A 19,012-nucleotide genomic window follows, 5' to 3' on the forward strand; every position below is an offset into this window, starting at 1 on the left:
TTAAACGGAGCCCCTTACTCGCCCTTGGCCTTCGCGATGATCTCCTCGGCGACGTTCCGCGGAACCTCGGCGTAGGAGTCGAACTGCATGGAGTAGCTGGCACGGCCGGACGTCTTGCTGCGCAGGTCGCCGACGTAGCCGAACATCTCCGAGAGGGGCACGAGACCCTTCACGACGCGGGCACCGGCCCGCTCCTCCATGGCCTGGATCTGGCCACGGCGGGAGTTGATGTCGCCGATGACGTCACCCATGTAGTCCTCGGGCGTGGTGACCTCGACGGCCATCATCGGCTCCAGGAGCACGGGCGAAGCCTTGCGCGCGGCCTCCTTGAAGGCCTGCGAGCCGGCGATCTTGAACGCGAGCTCGGACGAGTCGACCTCGTGGTACGCGCCGTCGAGCAGCGTCACGCGGACGCCGGTCATCTCGTAGCCGGCGAGGATGCCGAACTGCATGGCCTCCTGCGCACCGGCGTCCACCGAAGGGATGTACTCCTTCGGCACGCGGCCACCGGTCACCTTGTTGACGAACTCGTACGAGGCGTCGCCGCCCTCGATCGGCTCGATCGCGATGATCACGCGAGCGAACTGGCCGGTACCACCCGTCTGCTTCTTGTGGGTGTACTCGACCTTCTCGACCGACTTGCGGATCGTCTCACGGTACGCGACCTGAGGCTTACCGACGTTGGCCTCGACCTTGAACTCACGGCGCATGCGGTCGACCAGCACCTCGAGGTGCAGCTCGCCCATACCGCCGATGATGGTCTGGCCGGTCTCCTCGTCCGAGTGGACCTGGAACGACGGGTCCTCCTCGGCGAGCCGCTGGATCGCGACGCCGAGCTTCTCCTGGTCGCCCTTCGACTTGGGCTCGATGGCGACCTGGATGACCGGCGCCGGGAAGTCCATGGACTCCAGGATGACCGGGCTCTTGTCGTCGGACAGCGTCTCACCGGTGGTGGTCTGCTTCAGGCCCATGACGGCGACGATGTCGCCGGCGCCCACCGACTCGATCTCCTCACGCTTGTTGGCGTGCATGCGGTAGATCTTGCCGATGCGCTCCTTCTTGCCCTTCACGGAGTTCAGCACCTGGGTGCCGGACTCCAGACGGCCGGAGTACACACGGACGAAGGTGAGCTTGCCGAGGTGCGGGTCGCTCATGATCTTGAACGCGAGCGCGGCGAGGGGCTCCTCGTCCGACGGCTTGCGGGCGACGACCTTCTCCGCGTCCTTGGGGTCGTGGCCCTCGATGGCCTCGACGTCCAGGGGGGAGGGCAGGTAGCGCACGACGGCGTCGAGCAGGGGCTGCACACCCTTGTTCTTGAACGCGGTGCCGCAGAACACGGGGGTGACGGTGGTGCCGCCGCCCTTGCCGGAGGCGATGGTGATACGGCGGATCGCCGCGTACAGCTGCTCCTCGGTGGGCTCGGTGCCCTCGAGGTACAGCTCCATCAGCTCTTCGTCGTTCTCCGCGACGGCCTCGAGCAGCTTGCCGCGCCACTCCTCGGCAGCCTCGGTGTGGGTGTCCGGGATGTCGACGACGTCGTACATCTCACCCTTGGCGGCCTCGGCGGACCACACGAGCGCCTTCATGCGGACCAGGTCCACGACGCCCTTGAAGTCGGCCTCCGCGCCGATGGGCAGCTGCATGACCAGCGGCTGCGCACCCAGGCGGTCGGAGATCATGTCGACGCAGCGGTGGAACTCGGCACCGGTGCGGTCGAGCTTGTTGACGAAACAGATGCGCGGAACGCCGTAGCGGTCCGCCTGACGCCACACGGTCTCGGACTGGGGCTCGACGCCGGCGACGCCGTCGAACACCGTCACGGCACCGTCGAGCACGCGCAGGGAACGCTCCACCTCGACGGTGAAGTCGACGTGACCCGGCGTGTCGATGATGTTGATGGTGTGGTCGACGTCCTCCAGCGGCCAGTGGCAGGTGGTGGCAGCAGAGGTGATCGTGATGCCACGCTCCTGCTCCTGCTCCATCCAGTCCATGGTGGCAGCGCCGTCGTGGACCTCACCGATCTTGTAGGAAACGCCGGTGTAGAACAGGATCCGCTCGGTGGTCGTCGTCTTGCCCGCGTCGATGTGGGCCATGATCCCGATGTTGCGGACCCTGGCCAGGTCAAGCGAAGTGGTAGCCATAAGGCTTCAGTCTTCTCTCGGTCTCGATGGGGTCTGCGACTACCAGCGGTAGTGCGCGAAGGCCTTGTTGGACTCGGCCATCTTGTGCGTGTCCTCACGCTTCTTCACAGCGGCGCCGAGGCCGTTGCTGGCGTCGAGGAGCTCGTTGAGCAGACGCTCGGTCATGGTCTTCTCGCGACGGGCGCGGGAGTAACCGACCAGCCAGCGCAGCGCCAGCGTGTTGGCACGGCCGGGCTTGACCTCGACCGGGACCTGGTAGGTGGCACCACCGACACGGCGGGACTTGACCTCGAGGGTCGGCTTGATGTTCTCGAGAGCGCGCTTCAGCGTGATGACCGGGTCGTTGCCGGTCTTCTCGCGCAGGCCCTCCATGGCGCCGTAGACGATGCGCTCGGCGGTGGAGCGCTTGCCGTTCAGCAGCACCTTGTTGATCAGGGAGGTCACCAGGGGGGAGCCGTAAACCGGGTCGATGATGACCGGGCGCTTCGGGGCGGGGCCCTTACGAGGCATTCTTACTTCTCCTTCTTGGCGCCGTAACGGCTGCGAGCCTGCTTGCGGTTCTTGACACCCTGGGTGTCGAGGGAACCGCGGATGATCTTGTAGCGAACACCCGGCAGGTCCTTCACACGGCCGCCGCGCACGAGCACGATCGAGTGCTCCTGCAGGTTGTGTCCCTCACCCGGAATGTAGGCGGTGACCTCGATCCCGCTGGTCAGACGCACACGCGCGACCTTACGCAGGGCCGAGTTCGGCTTCTTCGGGGTGGTCGTGAACACACGCGTGCAGACGCCACGGCGCTGAGGGGAACCCTCGAGTGCGGGCGTCTTGTTCTTCTCGACCTTGTCCTGCCGGCCCTTTCGGACCAGCTGCTGGATCGTAGGCACTACTTCTCCGGTTTCTGTGTGCCGATGGGTACAGCTAACCTGGAACATCTCCGACCCACGCGGTCGGGTGTGTCGAATCCGGCGGACTCCCACCGCAAGGCAGAAGGAAGCGCTGAATTGCGGTGGCCGTTTCACAGCCCCCGGTGCGGTGTGATGGCACGCACGAAGGCCAGGGCACACCCCAGGCACAAGGTCTGAGCGTACCTAGCTCACGGACTCCGGTCAAAACCAATGGAGTGGGACGCGACACGCCCGCCTTCCTGGGGTTGTTCCGGAGTGGCCCGACGCCCTCCCGACGCCCTCCCCCGCGGCCCGCGGCGGCCGTCGTGCGGCGTACGGTCCGCCGGCGCGGTGCGCGGTCCTGCGCGCCCTTCAGTCTGTCAGACGGACGCCGCGAACACGGCCAGCAGGCCCAGGACGCCCAGGAAGACCAGCCAGCCCGCCACCGACAGCCACCCCAGCACCAGCCCCGTCAGGGCCATGCCGTCGCCCGCCTCGCCGGTGCGGCGGATCTCCGACTGGGCCATGTGCCCGAGGATCACGGCCGGAAGTCCGGTGAGGCCGCCCGTGGCCACGCACAGGACCCCGCACACCATCGAGGCCAGCGCCTTGCCGTTGGTACGGGGCTGCGGGCGGGGCAGGAACGCCGGCGGGACCGGGCCGTGGGGTGTCATCGGCTGGGGCGCCGGTCCCTGCGGCAGGTCGGCCACCAGGAGGGACAGCTCCCCCACCGTGCGCGCCGAGTAGGCGCGGGCCACCCGCTTCTCGAACTCCGGGTGGTCCAGGCGGCCCTCCCCGTACCCCGCGCGCAGCACGTCCACCGCGCGCTCGCGGTTCCGCGTGGGAGGCCAGCATCGACGGGGCGCCGGATCCCGGCAGCGGAGGACCCTGCCACGGAGTCGGATACGACACGGCTGCCTCCCCAGGGCCGGGACGGACAGTCCCAGTATGAGCGTTTCACCCACTGGAACGCAGCGCACGGGCGTGCGGTTCCACAGACGCACCGGCGGGCACCCACGCCGAAGGGCGGCCACCCCGTACGGAGTGACCGCCCTTCGGCTCAGGCGACCCGCTTACTGGTTGTACGGACCGTAGTCGTAGTCCTCCAGCGGAACGGCCTGGCCGGAGCCGGTGCCGAACGGCGAGTAGTCGATGTCGTCGTAGCCGACGGCCGAGTACATCGCGGCCTTGGCCTCCTCGGTCGGCTCGACCCGGATGTTGCGGTAGCGGGACAGACCCGTACCGGCCGGGATGAGCTTACCGATGATGACGTTCTCCTTGAGGCCGATGAGCGAGTCGGACTTGGCGTTGATCGCCGCGTCCGTGAGGACTCGCGTCGTCTCCTGGAAGGACGCCGCCGACAGCCAGGACTCCGTGGCCAGCGAGGCCTTGGTGATGCCCATGAGCTGCGGCCGGCCGGAGGCCGGGTGACCGCCCTCCTGGACCACACGACGGTTCTCGGTCTCGAACTTCGACCGCTCGACCAGCTCGCCGGGCAGCAGCTCGGCGTCGCCGGACTCGATGATCGTCACGCGGCGCAGCATCTGCCGGATGATGATCTCGATGTGCTTGTCGTGGATCGACACGCCCTGCGAGTTGTAGACCTTCTGGACCTCGCCGACCAGGTGGACCTGGACGGCACGCTGACCCAGGATGCGCAGCACGTCGTGCGGGTTGGTGGCACCCACGGTGAGCTGCTGGCCCACCTCGACGTGGTCGCCCTCGGAGACCAGGACCTTGGCGCGCTTGGAGATCGGGTACGCCGTCTCGTCGCTGCCGTCGTCCGGGGTGACGACGATCTTCTTCGTCTTCTCCGTCTCCTCGATCCGCACGCGGCCGGAGGCCTCGGAGATCGGGGCGACACCCTTCGGGGTACGGGCCTCGAAGAGCTCGACGACACGCGGCAGACCCTGGGTGATGTCGTCACCGGCCACACCACCGGTGTGGAAGGTACGCATCGTCAGCTGGGTGCCGGGCTCACCGATGGACTGGGCGGCGATGATGCCGACCGCCTCACCGATGTCGACCAGCTTGCCGGTGGCCAGCGAACGGCCGTAGCACATCGCACAGGTGCCGACGGCGGACTCGCAGGTCAGGACCGAGCGGGTCTTGACCTCCTCGACGCCGCGCGAGACGAGCTCCTCGATGAGGACGTCGCCCAGGTCGGTGCCGGCCGGGGCCAGCACCTGGCCGTCGACCACGATGTCCTCGGCGAGGCAGCGCGCGTACACGGACGTCTCGACGTCGTCCGCCTTGCGCAGCACGCCGTCCGCGTCGCGGTTCGCGATCTTGAGGCGCAGACCGCGGTCGGTGCCGCAGTCCTCCTCGCGGATGATGACGTCCTGGGAGACGTCGACCAGACGACGGGTGAGGTAACCCGAGTCGGCGGTACGCAGAGCGGTGTCCGCCAGACCCTTACGCGCACCGTGCGTGGAGATGAAGTACTCCAGCACGGACAGGCCCTCACGGAACGACGCCTTGATCGGACGCGGGATCGTCTCGTTCTTCGCGTTCGACACCAGACCACGCATACCGGCGATCTGACGCATCTGCATCATGTTGCCTCGTGCACCCGAGTTCACCATCATGAAGATCGGGTTGGTCTTCGGGAAGTTGTCGTTCATCGCCTCGGCGACCTCGTTGGTCGCCTTGGTCCAGATCGCGATGAGCTCCTGCGTGCGCTCGTCCTTGGTGATCAGACCGCGCTCGTACTGCTTCTGGACCTTCTCGTCCTGCGCCTCGTAGCCCTTGACGATCTCCTTCTTCGCCTCGGGAACGACGACGTCGGAGATGGCCACGGTGACGCCGGAACGGGTCGCCCAGTAGAAGCCGGCCGCCTTCAGGTTGTCGAGCGTCGCCGCCACGATGACCTTGGGGTAGCGCTCGGCGAGGTCGTTGACGATCTCGGAGAGCTGCTTCTTGCCGACCTCGTAGTCGACGAACGGGTAGTCCTCGGGCAGCAGCTCGTTGAAGAGCGCCCGGCCCAGGGTGGTGGTCAGGCGGAACGGGTCCCCCTGCTGCCACTCGGCAGCTCCCTCGGCCTCGCCGTCCTCGTCGATCGGCGGGGTCCAGCCGCGCGGCGGGATGGTGCCGACCGGGAAGCGGATGTCGATCTTCGACTGGAGCGACAGCTCGCCCGCGTCGAAGGCCATGATCGCCTCCGCGACCGAGGCGAAGGAACGGCCCTCGCCCTTGAGGTCGCGCATCTCGCCGTCGGTGGTGAGGAAGAACAGACCGAGGACCATGTCCTGGGTCGGCATCGTCACCGGGCGGCCGTCGGCCGGCTTGAGGATGTTGTTCGAGGACAGCATCAGGATGCGGGCCTCGGCCTGCGCCTCCGCGGAGAGCGGCAGGTGGACGGCCATCTGGTCACCGTCGAAGTCCGCGTTGAACGCGGTGCAGACGAGCGGGTGGATCTGGATGGCCTTGCCCTCGACCAGCTGCGGCTCGAAGGCCTGGATGCCGAGGCGGTGCAGCGTGGGCGCACGGTTCAGCAGAACCGGGTGCTCCGCGATGACCTCTTCCAGCACGTCGTACACGACCGTGCGGCCGCGCTCGACCATGCGCTTCGCCGACTTGATGTTCTGCGCGTGGTTCAGGTCGACCAGGCGCTTCATCACGAACGGCTTGAAGAGCTCCAGCGCCATCGCCTTCGGCAGACCGCACTGGTGCAGCTTCAGCTGCGGACCGACGACGATCACGGAACGCGCGGAGTAGTCCACACGCTTGCCGAGCAGGTTCTGACGGAAGCGGCCCTGCTTGCCCTTGAGCATGTCGGACAGCGACTTCAGCGGACGGTTGCCGGGGCCCGTGACCGGGCGGCCACGACGGCCGTTGTCGAAGAGCGCGTCGACGGCCTCCTGGAGCATGCGCTTCTCGTTGTTCACGATGATCTCGGGCGCGCCGAGGTCGAGAAGCCGCTTCAGGCGGTTGTTGCGGTTGATGACACGGCGGTACAGGTCGTTCAGGTCGGAGGTCGCGAAGCGGCCACCGTCCAGCTGCACCATCGGACGCAGGTCCGGCGGGATGACCGGGACGCAGTCCAGGACCATGCCCTTGGGGCTGTTGGAGGTCTGCAGGAACGCGGAGACGACCTTCAGCCGCTTCAGGGCGCGGGTCTTCTTCTGGCCCTTGCCGGTGCGGATGATCTCGCGGAGCTTCTCGGCCTCCTCCTCGAGGTCGAAGGACTCCAGGCGCTTCTGCAGCGCCGCGGCACCCATCGAGCCGTCGAAGTACGTGCCGAAGCGGTCACGCAGCTCGCGGTAGAGCAGCTCGTCGCCCTCGAGGTCCTGGACCTTGAGGTTCTTGAACCGGTTCCACACCTCGTCGAGGCGGTCGATCTCGCGCTGCGCACGGTCGCGCAGCTGCTTCATCTCACGCTCGGCGCCCTCGCGCACCTTGCGGCGCACGTCGGCCTTGGCGCCCTCGGCCTCGAGCTCGGCCAGGTCGGTCTCGAGCTTCTTGGCGCGGGCCTCCAGGTCGGCGTCGCGGCGGTTCTCGATCTGCTGACGCTCGACGGAGACGTGGGCCTCCAGCGACGGCAGGTCGCGGGTACGGCGCTCCTCGTCCACGTACGTGATCATGTACGCGGCGAAGTAGATGACCTTCTCGAGGTCCTTCGGCGCCAGGTCGAGCAGGTAGCCCAGCCGGCTCGGGACACCCTTGAAGTACCAGATGTGCGTGACGGGCGCGGCGAGCTCGATGTGGCCCATCCGCTCACGGCGCACCTTGGCGCGAGTGACCTCGACGCCGCAGCGCTCGCAGATGATGCCCTTGAAGCGGACACGCTTGTACTTGCCGCAGTAGCACTCCCAGTCCCGGGTCGGACCGAAGATCTTCTCGCAGAAGAGCCCGTCCTTTTCCGGCTTGAGCGTGCGGTAGTTGATCGTCTCGGGCTTCTTGACCTCGCCGTGGCTCCACTGACGGATGTCGTCAGCGGTGGCCAGGCCGATCCGGAGCTCGTCGAAGAAGTTGACGTCGAGCACTATGCGTCAATCCCTCTCAGGGTCGTAAGTCTTGGGGTCTGATACGGGGGTCCTGGGGCGGGCGGCCCGGGGTTCACCGGGCCGCCCCACTCCCGTCAGACCTCTTCGACGCTGCTCGGCTCGCGCCGGGACAGGTCGATGCCGAGCTCCTCCGCAGCGCGGAAGACGTCCTCGTCGGTGTCGCGCATCTCGATGGACATACCGTCGCTGGACAGCACCTCCACGTTCAGGCACAGGGACTGCATCTCCTTGATGAGCACCTTGAAGGACTCGGGGATGCCGGGCTCGGGGATGTTCTCGCCCTTGACGATGGCCTCGTAGACCTTCACGCGGCCGGTGACGTCGTCGGACTTGATGGTCAGCAGCTCCTGGAGCGCGTAGGCGGCGCCGTACGCCTCGAGTGCCCACACCTCCATCTCGCCGAACCGCTGGCCACCGAACTGAGCCTTACCGCCCAGCGGCTGCTGGGTGATCATGGAGTACGGACCGGTCGAGCGGGCGTGCAGCTTGTCGTCGACCAGGTGGTGCAGCTTCAGGATGTACATGTAGCCGACCGAGATCGGGTCCGGGAACGGCTCACCCGAACGGCCGTCGAACAGCCGCGCCTTGCCGGACGGCAGGACCATGCGGTCACCGTCGCGGTTCGGGATGGTGTGCTCCAGCAGACCGGCGAGCTCGTCCTCGCGGGCGCCGTCGAAGACCGGGGTGGCCACGTTGGTACGGGGCTCCACGCGGTCCGCGCCGATCGCCTGCAGGCGCTGCGCCCACTCGTCGGCGAGACCGGAGACGTCCCAGCCCTGGCTGGCGAGCCAGCCGAGGTGGATCTCCAGAACCTGTCCCGGGTTCATTCGGGACGGCACACCGAGCGGGTTGAGGATGATGTCGACCGGGGTCCCGTCCTCGAGGAACGGCATGTCCTCGATGGGCAGGATCTTGGAGATGACGCCCTTGTTGCCGTGACGGCCGGCGAGCTTGTCACCGTCGGTGATCTTGCGCTTCTGCGCGACGTAGACGCGCACCAGCTGGTTGACACCGGGGGGAAGCTCGTCGCCCTCCTCGCGGTCGAAGACGCGGACGCCGATGACCTTGCCGGTCTCGCCGTGCGGCACCTTCAGCGAGGTGTCACGGACCTCACGGGCCTTCTCACCGAAGATCGCGCGGAGCAGGCGCTCCTCGGGGGTCAGCTCGGTCTCACCCTTCGGGGTCACCTTGCCGACGAGGATGTCACCGGCGATGACCTCGGCGCCGATGCGGATGATGCCGCGCTCGTCGAGGTCGGCGAGGACCTCCTCGGAGACGTTCGGGATGTCCCGGGTGATCTCCTCGGGGCCGAGCTTGGTGTCACGGGCGTCGACCTCGTGCTCCTCGATGTGGATCGAGGAGAGGACGTCGTCCTGCACGAGGCGCTGCGACAGGATGATCGCGTCCTCGTAGTTGTGACCCTCCCACGGCATGAACGCGACCAGCAGGTTCTTGCCGAGCGCCATCTCGCCGTTCTGGGTGGCCGGACCGTCGGCGAGGACCTGGCCCTCGATGACGCGGTCGCCCTCGGAGACGATGACCTTCTGGTTGACCGAGGTGCCCTGGTTGGAGCGGGAGAACTTGGCCAGGCGGTACGTGATGTACGTGCCGTCGTCGTTGGCCGTGGTGATGTAGTCCGCGGAGACCTCCTGGACCACACCCGCCTTCTCCGCCTTGACCACGTCGCCGGCGTCGACGGCGGAGCGGTACTCCATGCCGGTGCCGACGAGCGGGGCCTCGGACTTGATGAGCGGCACGGCCTGGCGCATCATGTTCGCGCCCATGAGGGCACGGTTGGCGTCGTCGTGCTCGAGGAACGGGATCATGGCGGTCGCGACCGACACCATCTGGCGCGGCGAGACGTCCATGTAGTCGACCTCGTCGGCGGGGACGTAGTCGACCTCGCCGCCGCGGCGGCGGACCAGGATGCGGCTCTCGGCGAAGCGCATGTCGTCGTTGAGCGGCGCGTTGGCCTGCGCGATGACGAAGCGGTCCTCCTCGTCGGCGGTCAGGTAGTCCACCTCGTCGGTGACCTGGCCGTCGACGACCTTGCGGTACGGCGTCTCGATGAAGCCGAACGGGTTGATCCGCCCGTAGGAGGCGAGCGAACCGATCAGACCGATGTTCGGGCCTTCGGGCGTCTCGATCGGGCACATGCGGCCGTAGTGCGAGGGGTGCACGTCACGGACCTCGAAACCGGCCCGCTCACGGGAGAGACCACCCGGGCCGAGGGCGTTCAGACGACGCTTGTGCGTCAGCCCCGACAGCGGGTTGTTCTGGTCCATGAACTGGGACAGCTGGCTGGTGCCGAAGAACTCCTTGATGGAGGCGACGACCGGCCGGATGTTGATCAGGGTCTGCGGCGTGATCGCCTCGACGTCCTGGGTGGTCATGCGCTCACGCACGACGCGCTCCATACGGGCGAGACCCGTACGGACCTGGTTCTGGATCAGCTCGCCGACGTTGCGGATGCGGCGGTTGCCGAAGTGGTCGATGTCGTCGGTCTCGACGATGATCGTCCGGCCCGACTCGCCGACCGTCTCGGTCTCACCGGCGTGCAGCTTCACCAGGTACTTGATCGTGGCGATGATGTCGTCGGTGGTGAGCACGCCGGCGTCGAGCGGCTGGTCGCCGCCGAGCTTCTTGTTCACCTTGTAGCGGCCGACCTTGGCGAGGTCGTAGCGCTTGGGGTTGAAGTAGAGGTTCTCGAGCAGCGTCTGCGCGGCCTCACGCGTGGGGGGCTCGCCCGGACGCAGCTTGCGGTAGATGTCGAGCAGCGCGTCGTCCTGGCCCTGGGTGTGGTCCTTCTCCAGGGTGGCGCGCATGGACTCGTACTCGCCGAACTCCTCGAGGATCTGCTCGGTGGTCCAGCCGAGCGCCTTCAGGAGGACGGTGACGGACTGCTTGCGCTTGCGGTCGATGCGCACACCGACCATGTCGCGCTTGTCGATCTCCATCTCCAGCCAGGCACCCCGGGACGGGATGATCTTGGCGGAGAAGATGTCCTTGTCGGACGTCTTGTCGATGGAGGAGTCGAAGTAGACGCCGGGCGAGCGCACCAGCTGGGACACCACGACACGCTCGGTGCCGTTGATGACGAAGGTGCCCTTGTTCGTCATGAGCGGGAAGTCGCCCATGAAGACGGTCTGGGACTTGATCTCGCCGGTCTCGTTGTTGGTGAACTCGGCCGTGACGAAGAGCGGGGCGGCGTACGTGAAGTCGCGCTCCTTGCACTCGTCGATGGAGTTCTTCGGCGGCTCGAAGCGGTGGTCGCGGAAGGTCAGCGACATCGACCCGGAGAAGTCCTCGATCGGGGAGATCTCTTCGAAGATCTCCTCCAGACCGGACTTGGTGGGGACGTCGTGCCCGTTCTCGAGAGCCTCCTCGACGCGAGCCTTCCACGCGTCGTTCCCGAGCAGCCAGTCAAAGCTCTCGGTCTGCAGCGCGAGAAGGTTCGGAACCTCGAGGGGCTCCTTGATCTTTGCAAAGGAGATGCGCAGCGGGGCGGTGCTGGCGCCGTTGTTCGTATTCGCGGTCGAGGCGTTGCGCGAGGCGGCCAAGAGGGGGTCCTTCCGAGGGCTCGGACTCACTACGCGCGTACCGGCCCCCCACTGGGCGCAGAGACGGACATTCCAGGTCGGAAATGATCCGGTCGTCCATGCTCGAGTGAGGGCATGCCCCTGGTGACGGGCAGGGGACAGCTAACAGGCAGCGCAAAGGGTCAGTGTAGCCACTTGGCACACTGATGTCCAGTGCGGTGTACGAGACCGGTTGGAGGCCCTCGTTGTCATCAACTCCTGCGGCAAGGCGCTGCCCTCAACGCACGGTGATACTGCCCTCTTTGCCGTCGATCCATGCCTCGGATTCGGATCCTTGTGACGACGCGTCCTGAGAATTGCGCGCTGCGTGCGGTTCGTCAAGGGCCCCCCTTGCCCGAACCGCCGCCGTCCGGCTCATCTCCGCGGCCCCTCGGAGGCACAACGAAGATCACCATACCCCCCGCCGTCCCGGGTGCAAGGCAGTCACCGCCGACCCCCCGATACGCCGAAGAGCGACCACCCGGATGGATGATCGCTCCTCGGCACTTGAGCGTTACACGCCTCTCAAGGCGCGTGACGGACCCTTGCGGACCCGGAAGGTCTTACTTGACCTCGACGGAGGCGCCGGCGCCCTCGAGGGCCTCCTTGGCCTTGTCGGCGGCTTCCTTGTTGACCTTCTCGAGGACCGGCTTCGGGGTGCCGTCGACGAGGTCCTTGGCCTCCTTCAGACCCAGGGAGGTCAGCTCGCGCACGACCTTGATGACCTGGATCTTCTTGTCGCCGGCGCCGGTGAGGACGACGTCGAACTCGTCCTTCTCCTCGACGGCCTCGGCGGCGGCGCCACCGGCGGCACCACCGGCGACGACGACCGGGGCGGCCGCGGCGGCGGTGACGTCGAACTTCTCCTCGAAGGCCTTCACGAACTCGGAGAGCTCGATGAGGGTCATCTCCTCGAACTGGGCCAGCAGCTCGTCCTGGGTGAGCTTCGCCATGATGGCGGTCCTTCCACTAAATCGGCAGGTGCCGGGTGTACTGGGTGAGGCGGGCGTTACTCGGGCCCGCATCGACCCTCACCTCATGCGGCGAGGGCCGGAAAGCGAGCCGAATTACTCGGCACCGCCCTGCTCGTCCTGCTTGGCACGGAGCGCGTCCACGGTGCGGACGAGCTTCGACGGCAGCGCCTGGAAGACGGAGGCAGCCTGGGACTGCTTCGCCTTGAAGGCACCGGCCAGCTTGGAGAGCAGCACCTCGCGGGACTCGAGGTCCGCGAGCTTCTTGATCTCGTCGGCGGACAGCGCCTTGCCGTCAAGGACACCGCCCTTGATGACGAGATTCGGGTTGTCCTTGGCGAAGTCACGAAGACCCTTCGCCGACTCCACCGGGTCACCGGTGACGAAGGCGACCGCCGTCGGGCCAGCGAAGAGCTGGTCGTCGAGCGTGATCCCGGCCTCGTTGGCCGCAATCTTGGTCAGCGTGTTCTTCACCACGGCGTACTGGGCGTTCTCACCGAGCGAACGACGCAGCGTCTTGAGCTGCGCCACGGTGAGACCGCGGTACTCGGTCAGCACGGCGGCGTTGGAGCTGCGGAACTTGTCCGTCAGCTCGGCAACCGCGGCAGCCTTGTCGGGCCTCGCCATAGAGCCTCGGCCTCCTTCCGGGTGATTCGGACCGCGCGGACCCGAAGGAGGACTGGGGAAAACGAAACGCCCCGGGCGCAGGCGCACGGGGCGAAGCTCGACCGGGTCTCCGCGCCTCGCGGCGGCGGCCTTCCGGGAACTCTTCCACTGTCACCTGCGCGGGTCGTCCGCAGTTCAGCGGATCCTTCGGCCACCGCACCCTCTTACGAGCGCACGGCAACGACCAGCGGTCTTTGGCTTCCCCGGAAGAGTACGTGACCGTATCGGCGTCAGGCAAATCGGCCGATCGGGGGCTCCCGGCGCACGGCGTGAGGCGCCGGGAGCCCCCGCCGGGGGGCTAGGCCGCGGAGCCGGCGCCCAGCGACTCCAGCTCCTTCATCAGCTCCATGAAGTCGAAGGTCTCACCGGCCGGCGGGGCCTGGACCTCGGCCTTGGCGCCGTAGTCCGAGTAGTGGGCGGTCATCTTCATCGTGCCCTGGGCCGTGGTCATGCCGACGACCATCTTGGCCGGGTAGTCGTCCTCGTCGACCCAGACCTCGGTGTCGTAGCCCTTCAGGCCCGTCTTCTTCATGTTGGCGACGAGCTGCTCGCGCTCCGCCTCGGAGAACATGCCCTCGAGCGCCTTGTTGGCGTCGACCATCTCCTCGATGGTGAGCGTGCCCTTGTAGTGCTCGGTCTGGACGCCGTCGACCTTCTCCGGACCCACGTGCTTCAGGTTCGGCGAGCCCAGCAGCAGGGCGAGCTGCTGCGCCGGGTCCTGGTTCATGTTCTCCAGGCCGCCGGCCATCTGCTTCTGGACCTCCGGGTCGCCGGACGCGTCGGCGACGGCCTTGAAGTCCATCTTCATCCAGCGCTTGCCGTCCATCTGCGCGGCCTGCTCGGCGCCCATGTCCATGTACATGACGCCGTCCACCATGATCATGCGGGTCTGCTGGGGGCCGTCCGGGGCGCCCGCCGTGAGGGCGGACCCCTTCATGGTGACGTCCAGGACCGCCGGGTCCCACCCCTGGACCCCGGACATCTCCATGGTGCCGCCGCCTTCGAGCCCGGCCGGCATGGTCATCGTCATCCGGACCTTCGAGGACTTGGCCTCCGAGGTCTTCTCGAAGGCGGCCTGGAGGACCTCGGCCGCCTCGTTCTGCGTCTGCGCCGCGGAGCCGGACGTGTCCGCCGACTTCTTGCCGCCCCCGTCCCCGTCCTGGCATCCCGCGAGGCCCACGACGACCGCAGCGGCCGTCAGACTGACACCCGCGCGCTTCCATGCGGCCATGGCCATGACTTCCCACCCCTGATTGTTTCTCTGTGCTGCGTGTGTGATTGCTGTGAACGGTAACCCACCGCGCCGACACAGACGTACGAAAAAACCCGTCCCCGCGCCCGAGTTGGGCGCGAGGACGGGTTCTTCACGCGTGCGCGAGTCCGGCCGTCGGCCGGCTCACCCGGCTCAGACGGCGGCCGGGTCCTCCTCGACGAGGAGGTTGCGGGTGCGGTTCGGGTCGAGCGGGATGCCCGGGCCCATCGTGGTGCTGAGGGCGGCCTTCTTGATGTACCGGCCCTTGGCGGCGGACGGCTTCAGACGGAGGATCTCCTCCAGGGCCGCGCCGTAGTTCTCCACCAGCTTGGTGTCGTCGAAGGACGTCTTGCCGATGATGAAGTGCAGGTTCGCGTGCTTGTCGACACGGAACTCGATCTTGCCGCCCTTGATGTCGTTGACAGCCTTGGCGACGTCCGGGGTCACGGTGCCGGTCTTGGGGTTCGGCATCAGACCACGGGGACCGAGCACGCGGCCGAGGCGACCGACCTTGCCCATGAGGTCCGGGGTGGCGACGACGGCGTCGAAGTCCAGACGGCCCTTCGACACCTCGTCGATCAGCTCGTCGGCGCCGACGATGTCGGCGCCCGCGGCACGCGCGGCCTCGGCACGGTCACCGGTCGCGAAGACCAGGACCCGGGCGGTCTTACCGGTGCCGTGCGGGAGGTTCACGGTGCCACGGACCATCTGGTCGGCCTTGCGCGGGTCGACACCCAGACGGAAGGCGACCTCGACGGTGCCGTCGAACTTGGTCGTGGACGTCTCCTTGGCGAGACGGACGGCCTCGAGCGGGGCGTACAGCTTCTCCCGGTCGATCTTGGCGTCCGCAGCGCGGAGAGACTTGCTGCGCTTGCTCACTGAAAGCTCCTGTGCGTTCGAGGAGTCGTGGTCCGGGCCGAGCAGGCCCTGCCACTACTGCGTTGGCTTACGGGGGGTGGAGGTCAGCCCTCGACCGTGACGCCCATGGAACGGGCGGTGCCGGCGATGATCTTCTCGGCGGCGTCCAGGTCGTTGGCGTTGAGGTCGGGCATCTTGGTGGTGGCGATCTCACGGACCTGCTCGCGGGTGATCTTCGCGACCTTGGTCTTGTGCGGCTCGCCGGAGCCCTTCTCCACGCCCGCGGCCTTGAGGATCATCTTCGCGGCCGGCGGGGTCTTCGTGATGAAGGTGAAGGAACGGTCCTCGTAGACCGTGATCTCCACCGGGATGACCCAGCCGCGCTGCGACTCGGTCGCGGCGTTGTAGGCCTTGCAGAACTCCATGATGTTCACGCCGTGCTGACCCAGCGCGGGGCCGACCGGCGGGGCCGGGTTCGCGGCACCGGCCTGGATCTGGAGCTTGATGAGCCCCGTGACCTTCTTCTTCTTGGGAGGCATGGCTCTCCGGGTCCTTTCGAATTCGGGTCCTGCCCGGGTCCCGGAAAGCTCCGGAACGCAGGCATACCGCACAACGATAACGGGTATGGATGCGCGGCCAAAAACCGAGCAGGTCAGACAAACGCGCGAGCGTTCGCCTGACCTGCGCGGAAGCTGTGAATCAGCCGGTCCAGAAGGCTAGTTCTTCTGGATCTGGTCGAAGGAGAGCTCGACCGGCGTCTCGCGGCCGAAGATCTCCACCAGGCCCTTGACCTTCTTGGAGTCCGGGTTGATCTCGTTGATGGTCGCCTGCAGCGTGGCGAACGGGCCGTCGGTGACGGTGACCGAGTCGCCGACCTCGAAGTCCAGCACCTGGACCTCGACCTTGCGCTGCGGAGCCGGCTTGCCCTCGGCCTCGGCGGCCTCGCGGGCAGCCTTCTCCTCGGCCTCCGGGGCGAGCATCTTGACGATCTCGTCCAGCGTCAGCGGGTACGGGTCGTAGGCGTTGCCCACGAAGCCGGTGACACCCGGGGTGTTGCGGACGACGCCCCAGGACTCGTTCGTCAGGTCCATACGGACCAGGACGTAGCCCGGGAGCTTGTTCTGCTTGATCGTCTTGCGGTCGCCGTTCTTGATCTGGACGACCTCTTCCTGCGGCACCTCGGCCTGGAAGATGTAGTCCTCGACGTTGAGCGAGACGGCGCGCTGCTCGAGGTTGGTCTTCACGCGGTTCTCGTAGCCCGCGTAGGTGTGGATGACGTACCACTCGCCGGGCAGGGACCGCAGTTCCTCGCGGAGCTTCTCGACCGGGTCGCGGTCGTCCTCCGGCTCGGCCTCGGCCTCTTCCTCCGCGGCCTCGGCGGACTCCTCGTCCGCGGCCTCGGCGTCGGTGGTGTCGGCAGCCTCGGCCTCGGCGGAGGCCTCGGTGTCCTCGACGTCCGCGCCCTCGACGGCGGCGAGCGCGTCCTCGGCGGACTCGGCCCCTTCGCCGTAAGGCTCGACGGCGTCGTTCACGTTCGGGTCAGACACGGTGGCTGCTTCTTCCTGGATACATAGGGGTGGAACATGCGAAAGGAGCGCCGGGTACCTCGGCGCTCTTCGCTCGGGGATCAGCCGAAGACGTACTTGGCGGCGTTGCTGAGGCCATAGTCGATCAGTGTCACCAGGCCGATCATCAGGACCACGAAGACGATGACCGCGGCCGTGTACGACGTCAGCTGGTTGCGAGTGGGCCAGACGACCTTGCGGAGTTCCGCGATGATCTGGCGGTAGAAGAGCGCCAGACGCTTCAGGGGGCCCTTCTTGGCACGCTTGCCGCCCTTGCGGGGCTTCTGCTCCTGGGCATCAGGCATGTCGATGGAGCCCACGGCGTCCGTCACTCGTCCTCACCTGATTCCGGGTCGTGGCCGTGCCGCGCCCGGTCTGAGCCGCACGGCGGTGCATTGCTGTACGTACATGCGCACACATCCTGGCGAAGGTGTGTGTAGCAGGGCCGGAGGGACTTGAACCCCCAACCGCTGGTTTTGGAGACCAGTGCTCTACCAATTGAGCTACGACCCTTTGTGCGTCCCCCAACGTACCGCATCCGGCCGGATGCTTGGTGTGCACCGGCTGAGCGCGGACCGCTGAAGGCCAACGAGGTGAGAGTGTACGTGTTCCTGGGCCGGGCGTCGAACAGAAAGTGCCTGGGAGGGGGCGCACCGGCCACGGGAAGGCCGGTGATCGTCCTGGCCACGCGGCCCGCGGACGCGCGATGCGGACTGGTGTTCCAGCTTTTGCCCGGTGTTGTTCAGTCCGTGAAACCGCTGTGCCGAGTGTGTTTCGTGTCTGGAACGATGGGCCTCATGAGCGCTGCAACCCCTCCCACCGAGCGCCGGGTCTCCGCCCGAGTCGGCGCGATCTCCGAGTCCGCCACCCTCGCCGTGGACGCCAAGGCCAAGGCCCTCAAGGCCGCCGGGCGACCGGTGATCGGCTTCGGCGCCGGTGAGCCCGACTTCCCGACGCCGGACTACATCGTCGAGGCCGCGATCGAGGCCTGCAAGAACCCGAAGTACCACCGGTACACCCCGGCCGGCGGCCTGCCGGAGCTGAAGCAGGCGATCGCCGCCAAGACGCTGCGCGACTCCGGCTACGAGGTCGACCCGGCCCAGATCCTGGTCACCAACGGCGGCAAGCAGGCCATCTACGAGGCCTTCGCCGCGATTCTCGACCCGGGCGACGAGGTCATCGTCCCGGCGCCGTACTGGACGACGTACCCCGAGTCGATCCGGCTGGCGGGCGGTGTCCCGGTCGAGGTCGTCGCCGACGAGACCACCGGTTACCGGGTGAGCGTGGAGCAGCTGGAGGCGGCCCGCACGGAGAACACCAAGGTTCTGCTGTTCGTCTCGCCCTCCAACCCGACCGGCGCCGTCTACAGCCGCGAGCAGATCGAGGAGGTCGGCCGCTGGGCCGCCGAGAAGGGCCTGTGGGTCCTCACGGACGAGATCTACGAGCACCTGGTCTACGGGGACGCCGAGTTCCACTCCCTGCCGGTGGTCGTGCCGGAGCTGGCCGACAAGTGCATCGTGGTCAACGGCGTCGCCAAGACGTACGCCATGACCGGCTGGCGGGTCGGGTGGGTCATCGGCCCGAAGGACGTCGTGAAGGCCGCGACCAACCTCCAGTCGCACGCCACGTCGAACGTGTCGAACGTCGCGCAGGCCGCCGCCCTCGCCGCCGTCTCCGGAGACCTGGACGCGGTCGCGGCGATGCGTGAGGCGTTCGACCGCCGGCGCAAGACCATCGTGCGGATGCTCAACGAGATCGACGGCGTGGTCTGCCCCGAGCCCGAGGGCGCGTTCTACGCCTACCCGTCGGTCAAGGCGCTGGTCGGCAAGGAGATCCGCGGCAGGCGCCCGCAGAACACGGTCGAGCTGGCCGCGCTGATCCTGGAGGAGGCCGAGGTCGCGGTGGTCCCCGGTGAGGCGTTCGGCACACCGGGCTATCTGCGGCTGTCCTACGCGCTGGGCGACGAGGACCTCGTCGAGGGCGTGAGCCGCATCCAGAAGCTGCTGGCGGAGGCGCGGGACTGACGTCCCTTCCGCTCCGCTCCGGGGGCGCCCAGGACTGTCCTGGGCGCCCCCGTTCGTCTGTGCGAGC

General features: G+C 67.3%; 13 protein-coding genes, 1 tRNA gene and 1 pseudogene. 1 reads left to right on the plus strand and 14 read right to left on the minus strand.

The annotated features are described in order from the left end of the window. Positions 1 to 14: 14 nt before the first annotated feature. The 14 genes and pseudogenes from fusA to ELQ39_RS12575 all read right to left on the minus strand — a co-directional run bounded on the left by fusA (position 15) and on the right by ELQ39_RS12575 (position 17,434). Positions 15 to 2,141, minus strand: coding sequence for an elongation factor G (fusA, locus tag ELQ39_RS12510; protein ID WP_190004973.1), 2,127 nt, complete (start codon positions 2,139 to 2,141; stop codon positions 15 to 17). Positions 2,142 to 2,180: 39 nt separating this feature from the next. After that, positions 2,181 to 2,651, minus strand: a complete 471-nt coding sequence (gene rpsG / locus ELQ39_RS12515) for a 30S ribosomal protein S7 (protein ID WP_003998848.1) — start codon at positions 2,649 to 2,651, stop codon at positions 2,181 to 2,183. A gap of 2 nt (positions 2,652 to 2,653) precedes the next feature. After that, positions 2,654 to 3,025, minus strand: a complete 372-nt coding sequence (gene rpsL, locus ELQ39_RS12520) for a 30S ribosomal protein S12 (protein ID WP_003948652.1) — start codon at positions 3,023 to 3,025, stop codon at positions 2,654 to 2,656. A gap of 380 nt (positions 3,026 to 3,405) precedes the next feature. Next, a pseudogene (locus ELQ39_RS12525) lies at positions 3,406 to 3,880 on the minus strand (DUF1707 and DUF4190 domain-containing protein). Between the two features lie 218 nt (positions 3,881 to 4,098). After that, the gene (locus tag ELQ39_RS12530) at positions 4,099 to 8,010 is read right to left on the minus strand and encodes a DNA-directed RNA polymerase subunit beta' (protein ID WP_242591921.1); all 3,912 of its coding nucleotides are present in this window, start codon (positions 8,008 to 8,010) and stop codon (positions 4,099 to 4,101) included. 95 nt (positions 8,011 to 8,105) lie between these two features. Continuing rightward, a complete protein-coding gene (gene rpoB / locus ELQ39_RS12535; protein WP_190004976.1) occupies positions 8,106 to 11,591 on the minus strand; it encodes a DNA-directed RNA polymerase subunit beta in 3,486 nt (1,161 codons plus the stop codon). Positions 11,592 to 12,172: 581 nt separating this feature from the next. Then, positions 12,173 to 12,562 carry a 50S ribosomal protein L7/L12 gene (gene rplL, locus ELQ39_RS12540; protein ID WP_190004977.1) on the minus strand — a complete coding sequence of 130 codons (390 nt, stop codon included), beginning with the start codon at positions 12,560 to 12,562 and terminating at the stop codon, positions 12,173 to 12,175. Positions 12,563 to 12,676: 114 nt separating this feature from the next. Further along, on the minus strand, positions 12,677 to 13,207 hold the full coding sequence (gene rplJ, locus ELQ39_RS12545; protein ID WP_006130602.1) for a 50S ribosomal protein L10: 531 nt from the start codon (positions 13,205 to 13,207) through the stop codon (positions 12,677 to 12,679). Positions 13,208 to 13,544: 337 nt separating this feature from the next. Beyond that, positions 13,545 to 14,483 carry a hypothetical protein gene (locus ELQ39_RS12550; protein ID WP_190004978.1) on the minus strand — a complete coding sequence of 313 codons (939 nt, stop codon included), beginning with the start codon at positions 14,481 to 14,483 and terminating at the stop codon, positions 13,545 to 13,547. Between the two features lie 168 nt (positions 14,484 to 14,651). Continuing rightward, positions 14,652 to 15,377: a 50S ribosomal protein L1 gene (rplA, locus tag ELQ39_RS12555; protein WP_019525222.1), complete on the minus strand. Its 726-nt coding sequence runs from the start codon at positions 15,375 to 15,377 to the stop codon at positions 14,652 to 14,654. 83 nt (positions 15,378 to 15,460) lie between these two features. Next, a complete protein-coding gene (gene rplK, locus ELQ39_RS12560) occupies positions 15,461 to 15,895 on the minus strand; it encodes a 50S ribosomal protein L11 (protein WP_019525223.1) in 435 nt (144 codons plus the stop codon). Between the two features lie 177 nt (positions 15,896 to 16,072). After that, entirely contained in the window at positions 16,073 to 16,903 is an 831-nt protein-coding gene (nusG, locus tag ELQ39_RS12565; RefSeq protein WP_190004979.1) for a transcription termination/antitermination protein NusG, read from the minus strand. Between the two features lie 80 nt (positions 16,904 to 16,983). Further along, on the minus strand, positions 16,984 to 17,253 hold the full coding sequence (gene secE / locus ELQ39_RS12570; protein WP_190004980.1) for a preprotein translocase subunit SecE: 270 nt from the start codon (positions 17,251 to 17,253) through the stop codon (positions 16,984 to 16,986). Positions 17,254 to 17,361: 108 nt separating this feature from the next. Further along, positions 17,362 to 17,434 (minus strand) — tRNA-Trp (locus tag ELQ39_RS12575). A gap of 284 nt (positions 17,435 to 17,718) precedes the next feature. Between ELQ39_RS12575 and ELQ39_RS12580 the strand changes: the two genes are divergently transcribed. Beyond that, entirely contained in the window at positions 17,719 to 18,945 is a 1,227-nt protein-coding gene (locus tag ELQ39_RS12580; protein ID WP_225627265.1) for a pyridoxal phosphate-dependent aminotransferase, read from the plus strand. Positions 18,946 to 19,012 lie beyond the last annotated feature (67 nt).

This window comes from Streptomyces sp. GB4-14, from assembly GCF_022696125.1.
GTDB lineage: Bacteria > Actinomycetota > Actinomycetes > Streptomycetales > Streptomycetaceae > Streptomyces > Streptomyces werraensis.